At 62.0% G+C, this 14,560-nt stretch carries 14 protein-coding genes; 7 read left to right on the forward strand and 7 right to left on the reverse strand.

Going from position 1 to position 14,560, the window contains the following annotated elements:
- Nucleotides 1–33: 33 nt before the first annotated feature.
- Nucleotides 34–930 carry a PA4780 family RIO1-like protein kinase gene (locus tag HU765_RS11735; protein ID WP_186620572.1) on the forward strand — a complete coding sequence of 299 codons (897 nt, stop codon included), beginning with the start codon at nt 34–36 and terminating at the stop codon, nt 928–930.
- A gap of 226 nt (nt 931–1,156) precedes the next feature.
- Complete coding sequence (locus HU765_RS11740; RefSeq protein ID WP_186620574.1) at nt 1,157–2,365, forward strand: MFS transporter; 1,209 nt, start codon at nt 1,157–1,159, stop codon at nt 2,363–2,365.
- Here the strand turns inward: HU765_RS11740 and cueR are convergent.
- The 3 genes from cueR to HU765_RS11755 form a co-directional block, all read right to left on the reverse strand.
- A complete protein-coding gene (gene cueR, locus HU765_RS11745; protein WP_186547414.1) occupies nt 2,319–2,732 on the reverse strand; it encodes a Cu(I)-responsive transcriptional regulator in 414 nt (137 codons plus the stop codon). The genes HU765_RS11740 and cueR overlap by 47 nt on opposite strands.
- The gene (gene cueA, locus HU765_RS11750; RefSeq protein ID WP_186620576.1) at nt 2,729–5,122 is read right to left on the reverse strand and encodes a copper resistance metal-translocating P1-type ATPase CueA; all 2,394 of its coding nucleotides are present in this window, start codon (nt 5,120–5,122) and stop codon (nt 2,729–2,731) included. Before cueA ends, cueR begins: the two co-directional genes overlap by 4 nt.
- A 194-nt stretch (nt 5,123–5,316) precedes the next feature.
- Nucleotides 5,317–5,700 (reverse strand): hypothetical protein, encoded by a 384-nt coding sequence (locus HU765_RS11755; RefSeq protein ID WP_186547410.1) that lies wholly within the window; start codon nt 5,698–5,700, stop codon nt 5,317–5,319.
- A 148-nt stretch (nt 5,701–5,848) separates the two neighbouring features.
- On the opposite strand from HU765_RS11755, the gene HU765_RS11760 reads away from it, so the two are divergent.
- A complete protein-coding gene (locus HU765_RS11760; protein WP_186620578.1) occupies nt 5,849–6,046 on the forward strand; it encodes a cation transporter in 198 nt (65 codons plus the stop codon).
- A gap of 144 nt (nt 6,047–6,190) precedes the next feature.
- A complete protein-coding gene (locus HU765_RS11765) occupies nt 6,191–7,387 on the forward strand; it encodes a multidrug effflux MFS transporter (RefSeq protein ID WP_186620580.1) in 1,197 nt (398 codons plus the stop codon).
- A gap of 5 nt (nt 7,388–7,392) precedes the next feature.
- Here the strand turns inward: HU765_RS11765 and HU765_RS11770 are convergent, their stop codons facing one another.
- Both HU765_RS11770 and HU765_RS11775 read right to left on the reverse strand, forming a co-directional pair.
- Complete coding sequence (locus tag HU765_RS11770) at nt 7,393–7,566, reverse strand: hypothetical protein (protein ID WP_186547404.1); 174 nt, start codon at nt 7,564–7,566, stop codon at nt 7,393–7,395.
- A gap of 151 nt (nt 7,567–7,717) precedes the next feature.
- Nucleotides 7,718–8,731 carry a zinc-binding alcohol dehydrogenase family protein gene (locus HU765_RS11775; RefSeq protein WP_186620582.1) on the reverse strand — a complete coding sequence of 338 codons (1,014 nt, stop codon included), beginning with the start codon at nt 8,729–8,731 and terminating at the stop codon, nt 7,718–7,720.
- A 165-nt stretch (nt 8,732–8,896) separates the two neighbouring features.
- Between HU765_RS11775 and HU765_RS11780 the strand changes: the two genes are divergently transcribed.
- From HU765_RS11780 to HU765_RS11790, 3 genes are all read left to right on the forward strand, one after another.
- Nucleotides 8,897–9,826 (forward strand): LysR family transcriptional regulator, encoded by a 930-nt coding sequence (locus HU765_RS11780; RefSeq protein WP_186620586.1) that lies wholly within the window; start codon nt 8,897–8,899, stop codon nt 9,824–9,826.
- A 317-nt stretch (nt 9,827–10,143) separates the two neighbouring features.
- Nucleotides 10,144–10,878 (forward strand): helix-turn-helix transcriptional regulator, encoded by a 735-nt coding sequence (locus HU765_RS11785; protein WP_186620588.1) that lies wholly within the window; start codon nt 10,144–10,146, stop codon nt 10,876–10,878.
- Between the two features lie 125 nt (nt 10,879–11,003).
- A complete protein-coding gene (locus HU765_RS11790; protein ID WP_186547396.1) occupies nt 11,004–12,386 on the forward strand; it encodes an MFS transporter in 1,383 nt (460 codons plus the stop codon).
- Nucleotides 12,387–12,505: 119 nt separating this feature from the next.
- Here the strand turns inward: HU765_RS11790 and HU765_RS11795 are convergent, their stop codons facing one another.
- Together HU765_RS11795 and HU765_RS11800 are read right to left on the reverse strand one after the other, a co-directional pair.
- Nucleotides 12,506–13,459, reverse strand: coding sequence for an adenosine deaminase (locus HU765_RS11795; protein WP_186547394.1), 954 nt, complete (start codon nt 13,457–13,459; stop codon nt 12,506–12,508).
- An 80-nt stretch (nt 13,460–13,539) separates the two neighbouring features.
- A complete protein-coding gene (locus HU765_RS11800; RefSeq protein ID WP_186620590.1) occupies nt 13,540–14,505 on the reverse strand; it encodes a 2-oxoglutarate and iron-dependent oxygenase domain-containing protein in 966 nt (321 codons plus the stop codon).
- Nucleotides 14,506–14,560: the final 55 nt, after the last annotated feature.

Here is a 14,560-nt window from a genome sequence, read left to right on the forward strand (position 1 = left end):
TGTTTGGTAATAAAGGACCCACAATAAAAGCTGATGAAGACTCCAAAACGCATTGAACCCCTGATCGAGGACGGTCTGGTCGACGAAGTGCTGCGCCCACTGATGAGTGGTAAAGAAGCAGCTGTTTATGTAGTGCGCTGCGGCAATCAGTTACGTTGCGCCAAGGTCTACAAGGAGGCGAATAAACGCAGTTTCCGCCAGGCGGCCGAGTATCAGGAAGGCCGCAAGGTTCGCAACAGCCGTCAGGCCCGGGCCATGGCGAAGGGTTCGAAGTTCGGTCGCAAAGAGACCGAAGATGCCTGGCAGAACGCCGAAGTGGCGGCGCTGTTCCGTCTGGCCGGCGCCGGTGTGCGAGTGCCCAAACCGTATGACTTCCTCGACGGCGTGCTGTTGATGGAGCTGGTGGCTGACGAATACGGCGACGCCGCCCCGCGTCTGAACGACGTGGTGCTGGAACCGGATCAGGCGCGTGAGTATCACGCCTTCCTGATTTCGCAGATCGTGCTGATGTTGTGTACCGGTCTGGTGCACGGTGACCTCTCCGAGTTCAACGTGCTGCTGACACCCACCGGCCCGGTCATCATCGACCTGCCGCAAGCGGTCGACGCGGCGGGCAACAACCACGCGTTCAGCATGCTCGAGCGTGACGTCGGCAACATGGCTGCGTACTTCGGGCGTTTCGCGCCGGAGTTGAAGGCGACCAAGTACGCCAAGGAAATGTGGGCGTTGTACGAAGCCGGCACCTTGCACCCGAACAGTGTGCTGACTGGTGAGTTCGACGAGCCGGACGACCTGGCCGATGTCGGCGGTGTGCTGCGCGAAATCGAAGCGGCGCGTCTCGACGAGGAACGCAAGCAGGCCATTCGCGCGGCGGACGATGCGCCGAAAGGCAAGTCCGACGAACCGCCTCCACCACCGTGGATGCAGTGATCGCTTGACGGGAAACCCGGCTTCGGCCGGGTTTTTTGTACCTGCGCCATTGGTAAACACCACCGATCCCTGTAGGAGTGAGCCTGCTCGCGATAGCGGTGTATCAGCTAATACAGTGTTGATTGATACACCGCTATCGCGAGCAGGCTCACTCCTACAGGGGTTTGTGGTGTTGCTGATAGTTGTATGGGACTCTGACCGACCTTCGCACACTCAAGGACTGAATGTGACCACCTCGCGCAACACCCACTTGATCGTCAGTGCCCGGCTGATCTCCGATTTTGGCGCGTTCCTCAACATGGTCGCGCTCGCCACCTATGTCTACCTGCTGAGTAACAGCGCCATGAGCGTCGGCATCTTCCTCGCCAGTCGTGTCGGTGGCGGGATCTTCGCCAGCCTGATCAGCACGTGGTTTTACCGACGCTGGCAGGGCCGCGCGCCGCTGATTGCTTTCGATCTGTTGCGCGCCGTGCTGTTGGGGCTGCTTTTGATCACACCGGCGAATCAGCAGGCATGGCTGTTGCCGTTCATTGCCTTTGGCCTCGGCCTGGGCAATTCGATGTTCGCCATCGGCCTGAACAGTCAGCTACCACGTTTGATCCCCGCGCAGCAGTTGCTCAAGGCCAACGCCTGGATCACTTCGGCCTCATCCGCAGCGATGGTCGGCGGCAGTCTGGTGTCGGGGTTGCTGGTGGCGGGGTTTGGGTTCGCGACGGTGTTCGCCCTCAATGCCCTGACCTATTTGCTGGCAGCGTTGCTGATCGTGCCGCTGCGCTTTGAAAAGCCGATGGGCAGCGACGTCGCCGAACGCGGTGAATGGACGGCCCTCAAACAGGGGCTGCGCAGTGCCCCGGTAGTCGCCGCCATGCTCGCGGTGACGATGGCCGACACTTTGGGCAGCGCCGCGCACAACGTTGGTTTTCCGATCATTTCGAAGCTGCTTACTCCGGACGCGGCGAGTACCACACTGGGCCTGGCGCTCGCCGTGTGGGCCAGCGGCAAACTGCTCGGCGCGCGCATCGCCAGTCGCCTGAAAGGCTCGGACAACCGCCATCTCGAACGACGGTTTTTCTGCGGCGTGGCGCTGATGTCGTGCGGTTTCATTCTGATGTTCCAGCAGCACAGCCTCTACGGTCTGTTGCTGTTTGCCTTGCCGGCGGGGCTGGGCGACGGCATTTCCGAAGTGAGCCTACTGTCTCGTCTGCAACGCGAACCGGCGGCCCTGCGCCTGCCGATCTTCAGCGTTCTGACCCTACTGCAAATGACCGGTTTCGGCATCGGCATGCTGATCGCCGCGCCGTTCTATGCATGGTGGACACCGGGTGCCGTAGTCATGCTGTTCCACGGCATTCCCCTCGGCACCCTCTGTGCGCTGAAGGCGCTGGCGCTCAGGCGCGAGCGGGTTGCGCGCAGCAGCCCGACGCCAGCTCCTTGAGGATCGGGCAGTCCGGGCGGTGGTCGCCGCTGCAATGCTCGACCAGATCCTGCAAGGTATCGCGCAGCTCGCCGAGTTCGCGGATCTTCTGGTTCAGCTCGTCAATGTGTTGCCGCGCCAGCGCTTTCACATCGGCGCTGGCACGTTGGCGATCCTGCCACAGGGTCAGCAGCTTGCCGACCTCCTCAAGGGAAAAGCCCAAGTCCCGCGAGCGCTTGATGAACGCCAGCGTGTGCAGGTCATCGGCGCCGTAGACGCGGTAACCGCTGTCAGTGCGACTCGCTGCCTTGAGCAACCCGATCGACTCGTAGTAACGGATCATTTTTGCGCTCAGGCCACTGTGCTTGGCTGCTTGGCCGATGTTCATCGGTGCTCCTCCAGGTCTTTGGGTTTCCAGGTCTTCAACAGTAGCGCGTTGCTCACCACACTGACGCTCGACAGCGCCATGGCCGCACCGGCCAGCACCGGGTTGAGCAAACCAAACGCCGCCAGCGGAATGCCGATCAGGTTGTAGACGAAGGCCCAGAACAGGTTCTGGCGGATCTTCGCATAGGTCTTGCGGCTGATCTCCAGCGCCGCCGGCACCAGACGTGGATCGCCGCGCATCAGGGTGATGCCGGCCGCGTGCATGGCGACATCGGTGCCGCCGCCCATGGCAATACCGATATCGGCCGCTGCGAGTGCCGGCGCGTCGTTGATGCCGTCGCCGACCATGGCAACCACGCCGGTTTTCTTCAGCTCGGCGACGGTTGCGGCTTTATCGGCCGGCAGCACTTCGGCGTGGACATTGCTGATGCCCAAGGCTTCGGCCACCACACGTGCGCTGCCGCGGTTGTCGCCGGTCAGCAGGTGGCTGTGGATATTCCGCGCGGCGAGTTGTAGCACCGCTTGCAGTGCGCCGGGTTTGAGCGTGTCACCGAAGGCAAACAGGCCCAGCACTTTCGGGTCCGGACGTTGTTCGATCAGCCAGGACAGCGTGCGGCCTTCGCGCTCCCAGGTCTCGGCTGATTCGCTCAAGCGACCCGCACTCAAACCGCTTTCGTCGAGCATTCGGCGATTGCCCAGCGCCAGACGCCGGCCAGCAAGATCGCCGGCGATACCGCGACCGGTCAGCGACTGGCTGTCGCTGACATCCGGCACCTTCAAGCCGCGTTCGGCTGCGGCGTCCAGCACCGCTTTGGCCAGCGGGTGCTCGCTGCCACGTTGCAGGGCGCCGGCGAGAATCAGCAAATTGTCTTCGTCACCATCGACCGCCGTGAGGTGGGCGATACGCGGCGTGCCGGAGGTCAGCGTGCCGGTCTTGTCGAACACCACACTGCTGACTTCATGGGCGCGCTCCAGCGCTTCGGCGTCCTTGATCAGAATGCCGTGGCGTGCGGCAACGCCCGTGCCGGCCATGATCGCCGTCGGGGTGGCGAGGCCGAGGGCGCAGGGGCAAGCAATGACCAAAACGGCAACGGCGTTGATCAGCGCCGTTTCCAGCGGCGCGCCATACAGCCACCAGCCGAACAGCGTGGCGAGGGCCAGCAGCAAGACCGTCGGTACGAAGATCTGGCTGACTTTATCCACCAGCTTCTGGATGGGGGCTTTCGCTGCCTGGGCGTCTTCCACCAGACGAATGATGCGCGCCAGCACGGTTTCTGCGCCCAGCGCCTGAGTGCGCACGAGCAAGCGGCCTTCGCCATTGATGGCGCCGCCGGTGACCTTGTCGCCCGGTTGTTTCGGCACTGGCAGGCTCTCGCCGCTGATCAGCGCTTCGTCGGCGTGGCTCTGGCCGTCGATGACTTCGCCGTCGACCGGGAAGCGCTCACCGGGTTTGACCAGCACCAGATCATTGAGGCGCAGGGCACTGATAGCGACATCCTGCTCGCGGCCGTCGATCACCTGAATCGCCCGCTCCGGGCGCAATGCTTCCAGCGCGCGGATGGCGCTGGCGGTCTGGCGCTTGGCGCGGCTCTCAAGGTATTTGCCGAGCAACACCAGGGCGATGACCACCGCCGAGGCTTCGAAATACAGATGCGGCATGCGCTCGCCCGCGGTGGCCCATTCATACAGGCTCAAGCCGTAACCGGCGCTGGTGCCAAGGGCGACGAGCAAGTCCATGTTGCCGGCGCCGGCGCGCACGGCTTTCCAGGCCGCCACGTAAAAGCGCGCGCCGAAGATAAACTGCACGGGCGTGGCAAGGGCAAATTGCGCCCAGGCCGGGAGCATCCAATGGATGCCGAACGGTTGCAGCAGCATCGGGGCCACCAGCGGCAGGGCGAGGGCGATCGCGCAGATCAGCGCCCAGCGTTCGCGGTGCAAGCGTTTTTGTTGATCATCCGACTGCGAGCGTTCGGCTTGCCAGACGCTGGCGGAATAACCGGCCTTGCTCACCGCATCGAGCAGGGTTTGCGCATCGACCTGACCGAGCAATTGGAGATGGGCGCGTTCATTGGCCAGATTGACGCTGACGCTGTTCACACCGGGGACTTTTTTCAGGGCGCGTTCGACGCGACCGACGCAGGATGCGCAGGTCATGCCGTCGATACTCAGTTCAAGGGTTTGCCGAGGCACGCTGTAACCGGCGCGCTCCACCGCTTGCATCAGCGCCGGCAGGCTGTCGCCGGGCGCCTGTACCCGCGCCTGTTCGGTGGCGAGGTTGACGCTGACGGCGCTGGCGCCGTTGACTTTGCTCAAGGCCCGCTCGACGCGCCCGGCACAACTGGCGCAGGTCATGCCGGCAATCGGCAGATCGAAAGTGATGGATTCGGACATCGGTCACGCTCCCTGTAGAAGTTGCCTACAGGATCAACCTTGCCACGCGGGCAAGGTCAAGCGCCATTATTCAACACGCCGCAAAACCCACTGTGGGAGCGAGCCTGCTCGCGAAAGCGGTGTATCAGCAACATCATTGCTGAATGAACCACCGCATTCGCGAGCAAGCCCGCTCCCACAGGTCCTGGGTGTGCTCAATAACCGAGATCGGCTCGTTTCAGGTAAACACCTTCAGCATTCATCGCCAACCGGTACTTCAGCACATCACCGGCATGCAGTACGACTTCCTGCGAGCCCGGCGCCAGCATTCCGGGATTGCACCCCGGTGCCTGGCCCGGCAACAGTTTCAAGCGCAGCGAAACCTTGCCCGGCGGCAAATTGAACGAGGTGCTCTGCTCCTGAAACAGGCGTGCCGAGAGCTGGTCCTGAATGTACACGCCGATCTCGCACGACGTCGCCACTTCCAGGCGCTCGCGGGAAATGATCAGCACCGCGTAATCCTCACCGGCGGCTTGCACCTGGGGGACGGCGGCGAAAAGGCTGAGCAAGCCAAACAGGCTCAAAGCTGACCAGCGCATGGCTGAATCTCCTGAATTCGAGTCATTGATGTACGCAGCTTGGCCGAGCGCGGCGCCGATTGCCAGCCCGGCAGTTTTGCGCAGAACTTGACCTTGCCATCGTGGCAAGCTCGACACTGCCGGCAACCTCACTCAAAGGAGTCTTTCCATGCAAGTGTTCAACGTTCAAGGCATGTCCTGCGGTCACTGCGTCAAAGCCATTACCCATGCCGTGCAGGCCATCGATCCGGCGGCCAGTGTGCGCGTCGATCTGTCAGCAAAAGAGGTCGGTGTCGAAAGTGCGCTCAGTGCCGATCAGGTCATCGAAGCGATTCGCGAAGAAGGGTATGAGGTCAAACTCGCCTGATATCGATCAAACCCTGTGGTGAGGGAGCAAGCTCCCTTGCCACAGGTAAGCTGTGCTTTTTGATCGTTAGCGAGCTATCGGAATGTTCAAGGCGTCCGGGCGCAGCTAGACTGTCGGGCTGCGACTTGCCCATCTGGATGCCTGATGAACTTCCGTACGATTCTGATACTCGGCGCCTTGAGCGCCTTCGGTCCCTTGGCGATCGACTTCTACTTACCCGCGTTTCCGGCCATGGCGCTGGCGTTCGGCACCGATGAACAGCATGTTCAGCTGACGCTGGCGGCGTATTTCCTTGGCCTGTCGCTGGGTCAACTGGCCTACGGTCCGATCGCAGACCGGTTCGGTCGGCGCATTCCGCTGCTCAGCGGCGTCGGCCTGTTCACCCTGGCGTCGCTGGCCTGCGCCTACGCGCCCAATCTCGAATGGCTGATCGGCGCGCGCTTCGTCCAGGCACTGGGCGGCTGCGCAGGTATGGTGATCTCCCGGGCCGTGGTCAGTGACAAGTGCGATGCGGTGGGCTCGGCCAAGGTCTTTTCGCAGCTGATGCTGGTGATGGGCCTGGCACCGATTCTGGCGCCGATGCTTGGCGGCCTGTTGGTCAACACCACGGGGTGGCAGTCGATCTTCCTGGTCTTGACCGGGTTCAGTGCCCTGGCGGGGCTGGCGGTAGCGCTCGGTCTGCCGGAAAGCATGCCGGCGCACATGCCGCGCCAGCCCTTGTCCGGTGCGCTTCGTCAGTACACGCGACTGGTCAAGGATTCGGTTTATCTGGGCCACGCGCTGACCGGCGGCATCGCCATCGCCGGGATGTTTGCCTACATCGCCGGTTCACCGTTTGTCTTCATCAAGCTGTACGGCGTTCCGGCCGAGCATTTCGGCTGGCTGTTCGGCACCAACGCAGCAGGTTTCATCTTGGTCGCGCAGGTCAACGCACGCCTGCTGGCCAAACGTGGCCCGGCGTTTTTGCTGGTGCGTGCAGTGTGGGTGTATTTCCTTGCGGGGCTGACGTTGCTGGCGGTAAGCGCGATGCATCCTGACGCCTTGTGGCCGTTGCTGATTCCGTTGTTCATCTGCATTGCCAGCCTCGGCTGCATCATCCCCAACGCCTCGGCGTGCGCGATGAACGGCCAGGGCGCGCGCGCCGGCAGCGCGTCGGCGATGCTCGGTTGCCTGCAATTCAGCATCGCCGCCGGTGCAGCAGCATTGGTGGGGGTGTTGCACGACGGCAGCGCGGTGCCGATGGCCATGGTCATCAGCCTGTGCGGTTTGCTGGTAGTGAGCGTCGCGCTGCTCACTCGACGTCTGCAAAATGCCCGGGCACTGGCACAGGCCCAGGTTTGAACACTTCAGCCAGCAGCGCGCTGCTGGCTGTGTTCGGGGATTCGATGGGGCGCGCAGAGTCGCGCTTCGAGGGTGCGAGTGAAGGCCAAAGCCTCGGCTTCACTGCGAAAGGTCACGACGTGCTGGTCCAGGCGAACCTGCCATTGAGACTTTGCCACTTCTTTTATCAGGATCTTCATTGCTGACCTCCCTTGCGTAAAAGATGTATCGCAGAGGCTTCGATTGTAGACCCCAATACGCGCGCAATTGTGACAAGGGTCAGGCAACTGACTGACGGCAAAAAACCTCGCAGCCGCTCTGGCAGAGCAGCGACTGCGAGGTTTTGTGTTTTCAGAAACCTTCTAAAACAATTTTCCCCTTGGCCTTGCCGCTTTCCAGCAGTTCGTGGGCGCGACGCAGGTTGGCTGCATTGATCGTGCCGAAGTGCTCGCCGACGGTGGTCTTCAAGGTGCCGGCATCGATCAGCTCGGCGACGCGGTTGAGCAGCTTGTGCTGTTCGATCATGTCCGGCGTTTCGAACAGCGAGCGGGTGTACATGAACTCCCAGTGCAGCGACAGGCTCTTGCGCTTGAGCAGGCTGATGTCGAACGACTTCGGATCGTCGATCAGCGCCAGTTTGCCTTGCGGCGCAAGGGCTTCGACCAGTTGCGGCAGATGCTGATCGGTCTGGGTCAGGCTGGCGACGTGGGTCACGCTGTCGATGCCGGCGCGTTTCAGTTCTTCGCTCAGCGGCTGGCTGTGATCGATGACCAGGTCGGCGCCCAGTTTGCTGACCCAGTCACGAGTCTGCTCGCGGGAGGCCGTGCCGATCACGTTCAGCCCCGTCAACTGCTTGGCCAATTGGGTAAGAATCGAGCCCACCCCGCCCGCTGCGCCGATAATCAGCAGGCGCTGGTTTTCATTGTTATTGCCCTCACGAATTTGCAGACGCTCAAAGAGCAGCTCCCACGCGGTGATGGCGGTCAGTGGCAGGGCGGCGGCGTCGGCAAAACCGAGGGACTTGGGCATATGGCCGACGATGCGTTCATCGACAACGTGCAATTCGCTGTTGCCACCGGCCCGGGCAATCGAACCGGCATAGAACACCTTGTCGCCGGCCTTGAACAGGGTGACATCGCTGCCCACGGCCTTGACCACACCGGCAACGTCCCAGCCCAGCACCTTCGCCGCGCCGTTTTCCGGGGCCACGTTCTGCCGCACTTTGGTATCGACCGGATTGACCGAGATGGCTTTGACTTCCACCAGCAGGTCGCGCGGGCCGGCGACCGGTTCTGGCAGTTCGATGTCTTGCAGGGCGTTGGTGTCGCTGATGGGCAGCGAGGCGTAATAGGCGATGGCTTTCATGGGTGGCTCCGTACAGGTAATAGAACAAATCAGACAATCGCGCCGTGGCACTTGACCAGGACAGCGGTGGAATTCGATGAGGCCATCATTGGCTATTTCTCTGCGGGATAAAACCGGCTAAAAGAGCAGTCTCTTTCAATATTTTTTTGATAATCGAGGCTGAGGATGCTGCGTTTCGATGATTTGCAGTTGTTTGTCCGGGCGGCGGATCTCGGTAGCCTGTCGGCGGCGGCGCGGGTGATGGACATGTCCGCCGCCGTGGCCAGCGCAGCGTTGAAACGCATCGAACAGCAGCTCGGCGCGCGGTTGCTCGCGCGTTCGACCCGCAGCCTGCGCCTGACGGCCGAGGGCGAGGGCTTTCTCGAATACGCGCGGGCGGCGTTGGGCAATCTCGATGAGGGCCGGCGCTGGCTGGCCAGCGGGCAGGATCAGGTCAGCGGGGTTCTGCAATTGTCGGCGCCCTCGGATTTCGGGCGCAACCTGCTGTTGCCCTGGCTCGATGAATTTCAGCGCGAGCATCCGAAACTGACGGTGCGCCTGTTGCTGGGCGACCGTATCGCCGACCTGTTTCGCCAGCCGGTGGACATCGCCTTGCGCTATGGCGAGCCGGAAGACTCCACGCTGGTGGCCTTGCCCATCGCCGCGCACAACCGCCGGGTGCTGTGTGCTTCGCCGGCGTATCTGGCGCGGCATGGCGAACCCCGCCAGCTCGAGCAACTGGCCCAGCACAACTGCCTGCTGTACATGCTCGGCAGCCGCGTTCATGACCACTGGAGTTTCCATGATGGCAAACGCGAAGTCAGTCTGACCGTCAGTGGCGACCGCTTCAGCGATGACGCCGACGTCGTGCGGTTGTGGGCGCTGGCCGGGGCCGGGATCGCCTATAAATCCTGGCTCGACGTGGGCACCGATGTGCTGGCCGGGCGCCTCAAAGTACTGATGCCGGAGCTGCTGTGTGAGCGCGCACCGCTGAATCTGCTGTGCGCACATCGCGCACAGTTGAGTAAGCCGGTGAACCTTTTGCGCGAGATGCTCGCCAGCCGATGCGCTGAACTGAGTAGTCAATTTCCCGCTTTTCTTAAACTTGATCATTAGTCGCAGGTAAATAGAGAAATTTCTGTCAGGAACAATCACCAAGTGCGCAGGCCCCGGCGCAGGACTCGGCGCCTAACCCGCTTATACTAGCGCCCGCCTCATACCAGCACCGACACCCCGTCCCGGATGCCCTCGCACTGCATCGCCAGGACTCAAGTGACGGTTGCGCACCTGCTGCGGGTTCTGTGCCGGAGCAGGTTGCGTCAGCGGCCTGCCTTGCCACGGCCCATGGCGATTTCCGCGTCTTGGCCGCTGACTGATTACCGGCCAAGATGTCTTCGAGCGGTAGACGATACGATTCAACAGGGAGTGAACACATGGAACATGCACCTTGCATCAGCCAGATCGCCACGTTGCTGGCCGACCCCAAGCGCAGCGCAATGATGTGGGCGTTGATGGATGGTTCGGCCCGGCAAACCGAAGAGCTGGCGCTGCTGGCAGGGCTCTCGCCGTCATCAGCCAGTGCGCACTTGGGGCGGCTGTCCGCTGGCGGTCTGTTGAAAGTCGAAATACGCGGTCGAAAACGCTTCTTTCGCCTGGCGGCACCGGAGGTCGGCGCGGCAATCGAGGCACTGGCCAGCGCCACCATCGCCAGCGCCCCGCGCGCGATACCGGCGGCGCTGAAACGCACCGCTGCGATGGTCAAGCCCCAAGCGGCGCCGTCTTCGCTGTTGCGCGCGCGTTTCTGCGACGATCATCTGGGCGGCACACTGGCGGCCGATCTGTATCAACGCCTGCTCGATGCCGGCTGGATCGAGCAGCTCGAACAGCGGGTGGTCGTGACGCACAAGGGTTCGACCCAGTTGGCCAAACGCGGCGTATTCATCCAGGCCCTGGCCCATCGCAATGTGCAGGTCGCGTGCGCGTGCCCGGACTGGAGCGAGCGCCGTCCGCACATGGGCGGTTCACTCGGCGCGGCGTTGTTGCAATTGTTCATGCAGTCCGGCTGGCTGACCTTGCCCAACGATTCCCGCGCCCTGCAACTGACCGCCGCCGGGCAACGGGAAATCCATCGTTTTGCCCGGGAAACCGAGCTGGAAGTGGCGTTATAGAGCGTTGGCGCTGGTCAGGCCGGGGACGGCGTCGTCCACGGCTGCGGGCAGGTCGCATTCAGTACGGCCTCTGAATCACCATCGCGCACACTCGTTCCGGGGATTTTTCCGGAGGGGGACACCGCATGGACACTCAACGCTTCAGCGCAGCAGAAAGACTGGAACGCTTGCCACTGAGCGGTTATCACCGAATCATTTTCATCATCATTGCCCTGGCGTTTTTCTTCGACTCCATGGACCTGGCGATGATGACGTTCCTGCTCGGTTCCATCAAAGCCGAATTCGGACTGAGCAGCGCCGAGGCCGGGTTGCTCGCCAGTTCGAGCTTTTTCGGCATGGTGCTGGGCGCCTCGTTGTCGGGCATGCTGGCCGACCGTTTCGGCCGCAAGCCGGTGTTCCAGTGGAGCATCGTGTTGTGGGGCGTGGCCAGTTACCTGTGTTCGACCGCGCAAACGGTCGAGACCCTGACGCTATTCCGCATTCTGCTGGGGATCGGCATGGGCATGGAATTTCCGATTGCCCAGTCGATGCTGTCGGAACTGATCCCGGCCCAGCGGCGTGGGCGCTACATCGCGCTGATGGATGGTTTCTGGCCGCTCGGTTTTGTCGCCGCAGGGGTACTTTCGTATTTTTTGCTGCCGCTGATTGGCTGGCGCGACATCTTCCTGGTCCTGGCAGTGCCGGCGGTGTTTGTGCTGGTGATCCGCTTTTTCATCCCGGAGTCACCGCGCTGGCTGGAACAGGCCGGGCGCGAGACGGACGCGGACCAGGTACTCAACGGCATTGAGCAACGCGTCCGTGCATCATTGGGCGGTGCGACGCTGCCTGAACCGGTGCGGCTGCCACGCACCGTGACGCCACCGGGCAATTTCTTTTCGGCGCTTCAGCAGATCTGGTCGCCACAGTACCGCCAGCGCACGACGATGATCTGGAGCCTGTGGTTTTTTGCCCTGCTCGGTTTCTACGGATTGACCTCATGGCTCAGTGCGCTGCTGCAGCAATCGGGTTTCGCCGTGACTCAATCGGTGTATTACACCGTGCTGATTTCCCTCGGCGGGATTCCCGGGTTCTTGATGGCGGCGTGGCTGGTCGAGCGCTGGGGGCGCAAACCGGTGTGCATCGTCACGTTGCTTGGCGGCGGGGTGATGGCGTTTCTTTACGGTCAGAGCGCGGTATTCGGTGGCAACGTTGCGCTGCTGATCGGCACCGGATTGCTGATGCAATTCTTTCTGTTCGGCATGTGGGCGGTGCTCTACACCTATACGCCGGAGTTGTACCCGACGTCAGCACGGGCGACCGGCTCGGGCTTTGCCTCGGCGATCGGGCGTGTCGGCTCGCTGCTTGGGCCGTTAGTGACTGGACTGGTGTTCCCGATAACCGGGCAGGGCGGGGTATTTGCGCTGGGCGCGGCGTGCTTTGCGGTTGCCGCGGGGGTGGTGTGGCTGTTCGGGATGGAGACTCGGGGGAAAACCCTGGAAGAGCTGACTGAAACCGAAGTCACTGGCTGAACACAGTCAAATTGTAGGAGTGAGCCTGCTCGCGATAGCAGTGTGCCAGATATGAGTTCTTCAACTGACACACCGCTATCGCGAGCAGGCTCACTCCTACATTGGTGCTGCGATGTTGTTTAAGGTTTTACCAACCGAGCATCCAGGCTGTTCTGCGCCAGACGCTTGGCCTGGTCCTGCGTCATGCCCAGGTGTTCATGCAGCGCATGGAAGTTTTCGGTCACGTAACCGCCGAAATACGCCGGGTCGTCGGAATTCACCGTGACCTTCACGCCGCGCTCGAGCATGTCGAGAATGTTGTGCTGCGACATGTGATCGAACACGCAAAGCTTGGTGTTCGACAGCGGGCACACCGTCAGCGGAATCTGCTCGTCGATGATCCGCTGCATCAGCCGCTCGTCTTCGATCGCGCGCACGCCATGGTCGATGCGCTGGATTTTCAGCAGGTCGATGGCTTCCCAGATGTACTCCGGCGGGCCTTCTTCACCGGCGTGAGCCACGGTGAGGAAGCCCTCGTTGCGGGCGCGATCGAAGACGCGCTGGAACTTGCTCGGTGGATGGCCCATCTCCGAACTGTCGAGACCGACCGCGACAAACGCGTCACGGAACGGCAGCGCCTGATCGAGGGTTTTCTCGGCTTCTTCTTCGCTCAGATGACGCAGGAAGCTAAGGATCAAACCGCTGCTGATGCCCAGTTGCGTCTCGCCGTCCTTGAGTGCTGCGGCGATGCCATTGAGCACCACTTCAAACGGGATGCCCCGGTCGGTGTGAGTTTGCGGATCAAAGAACGGCTCGGTGTGAATCACGTTCTGTGCCTTGCAGCGCAGCAGGTAGGCCCAGGTCAGGTCGTAGAAATCCTGCGAGGTGCGCAGCACGTCCGCGCCCTGGTAATACAGGTCGAGGAATTCTTGCAGGTTGTTGAACGCATAAGCCTTGCGCAGGGTTTCGACGTCGCTCCACGGCAGGGCGATCTTGTTGCGTTCGGCGAGGGCGAACAGCAATTCAGGCTCCAGCGAGCCTTCCAGATGCAGGTGCAGTTCAGCCTTGGGCAGGGCGTTGAGCCAGTCGTACATAGTCTTTTCTCATCAGGTGCAATGCCGGCATTCTACAGAGGCGCGGCGAAATAATCGGCAAAACCTGACCAGGCGATCCATCACACGGCTTCCTGCTCGCGGCGATAGGCGTAGGTATCGGCGAAGCGCGACAGCAGGAACTCTGCGCACGTGGTGGTCGGATATTTCGCCGGATGCGCGGCGTCCTGGCACCCGGGCAGGCACTCGATGCGCGTGTCCGGGTGCGGCTCGGCGAAGAACGGCATTGAATAACGATCAACCCCGAGCGGGCTGATCACCCGGTGCGGTGTCGAGCGATAACGGTCATTGCTCCAGCGCGCCATCATGTCACCGAGATTGACCACGAAAGTGCCGTCAATCGGCGGCGCGTCGATCCATTCATCCTGAACGTTCTTAACTTGCAGACCGCCCGCACTGTCCTGGTAGAGCAGGGTAATGCAACCGTAATCAGTGTGCGCGCCGGCGCCTTGCTGCTCGGTGGAGCTGGCGGTATGACGCGGCGGGTAATGGATCATGCGCAGCACACTGACCGGCTCGACGAAGCGCGTGTCGAAGAAGTCGCGCTCGATCCCCAGCGCAATCGTCATCGCCCGCAGCAGGGTTTGCGCGAGCGCCTGCATGTCGCAGTAATGCGCCTCCATCAGGGCTTCCCAGCCGGGTTGCGCCGGATGGCGGTTTGGCCCGCGCAACGGCTTTTGCGCCAGCACTTCGGGATGATCGGCCGGCAGGTGCAGGCCCATGTCGAAGGTTTCTTTCAGGTCGCTGGGTTTGTCCGGGTCCAGTTGCTCGGTGGCAATCGCGCCATAGCCGCGATGGTGACGGGTCTGGGTGATGTCGATCTTGAGTTTTTCTGCCGCGGGCCGGGCGAAAAAGCGCTGGGCGTGATCGAGCAGGGCATCGATGCGCTGCGCAGAAATCGGATGGCCCTTGATATAGAAAAAGCCCCACTCGCGACAGGCTTGGTCGATCTGCTCGGCCACGGCGGGCCAGGCGCTTTCGTCAGTGGTGTAGAGCGGGCTGATGTCGATGATGGGAAGACTGTTCATGCACAATCCTTGGATACTGTGAAGTCTCAAATGTGGGAGCGGGCTTGCTCGCGAA

The organism is Pseudomonas sp. SWRI81, from assembly GCF_014268545.1.
In the GTDB taxonomy this organism is placed as follows: domain Bacteria; phylum Pseudomonadota; class Gammaproteobacteria; order Pseudomonadales; family Pseudomonadaceae; genus Aquipseudomonas; species Aquipseudomonas hamedanensis.

Excerpts from the sequence above, each read along its gene's own strand:
- HU765_RS11735 (WP_186620572.1), top strand. The coding sequence starts at position 34 with ATGAAGACTCCAAAACGCATTGAACCCCTGATCGAGGACGGTCTGGTC.
- cueR (WP_186547414.1), bottom strand. The coding sequence starts at position 2,732 with ATGAACATCGGCCAAGCAGCCAAGCACAGTGGCCTGAGCGCAAAAATG.
- cueA (WP_186620576.1), bottom strand. The coding sequence starts at position 5,122 with ATGTCCGAATCCATCACTTTCGATCTGCCGATTGCCGGCATGACCTGC.
- HU765_RS11755 (WP_186547410.1), bottom strand. The coding sequence starts at position 5,700 with ATGCGCTGGTCAGCTTTGAGCCTGTTTGGCTTGCTCAGCCTTTTCGCC.
- HU765_RS11760 (WP_186620578.1), top strand. The coding sequence starts at position 5,849 with ATGCAAGTGTTCAACGTTCAAGGCATGTCCTGCGGTCACTGCGTCAAA.
- HU765_RS11765 (WP_186620580.1), top strand. The coding sequence starts at position 6,191 with ATGAACTTCCGTACGATTCTGATACTCGGCGCCTTGAGCGCCTTCGGT.
- HU765_RS11770 (WP_186547404.1), bottom strand. The coding sequence starts at position 7,566 with ATGAAGATCCTGATAAAAGAAGTGGCAAAGTCTCAATGGCAGGTTCGC.
- HU765_RS11775 (WP_186620582.1), bottom strand. The coding sequence starts at position 8,731 with ATGAAAGCCATCGCCTATTACGCCTCGCTGCCCATCAGCGACACCAAC.
- HU765_RS11780 (WP_186620586.1), top strand. The coding sequence starts at position 8,897 with ATGCTGCGTTTCGATGATTTGCAGTTGTTTGTCCGGGCGGCGGATCTC.
- HU765_RS11785 (WP_186620588.1), top strand. The coding sequence starts at position 10,144 with ATGGAACATGCACCTTGCATCAGCCAGATCGCCACGTTGCTGGCCGAC.
- HU765_RS11790 (WP_186547396.1), top strand. The coding sequence starts at position 11,004 with ATGGACACTCAACGCTTCAGCGCAGCAGAAAGACTGGAACGCTTGCCA.
- HU765_RS11795 (WP_186547394.1), bottom strand. The coding sequence starts at position 13,459 with ATGTACGACTGGCTCAACGCCCTGCCCAAGGCTGAACTGCACCTGCAT.
- HU765_RS11800 (WP_186620590.1), bottom strand. The coding sequence starts at position 14,505 with ATGAACAGTCTTCCCATCATCGACATCAGCCCGCTCTACACCACTGAC.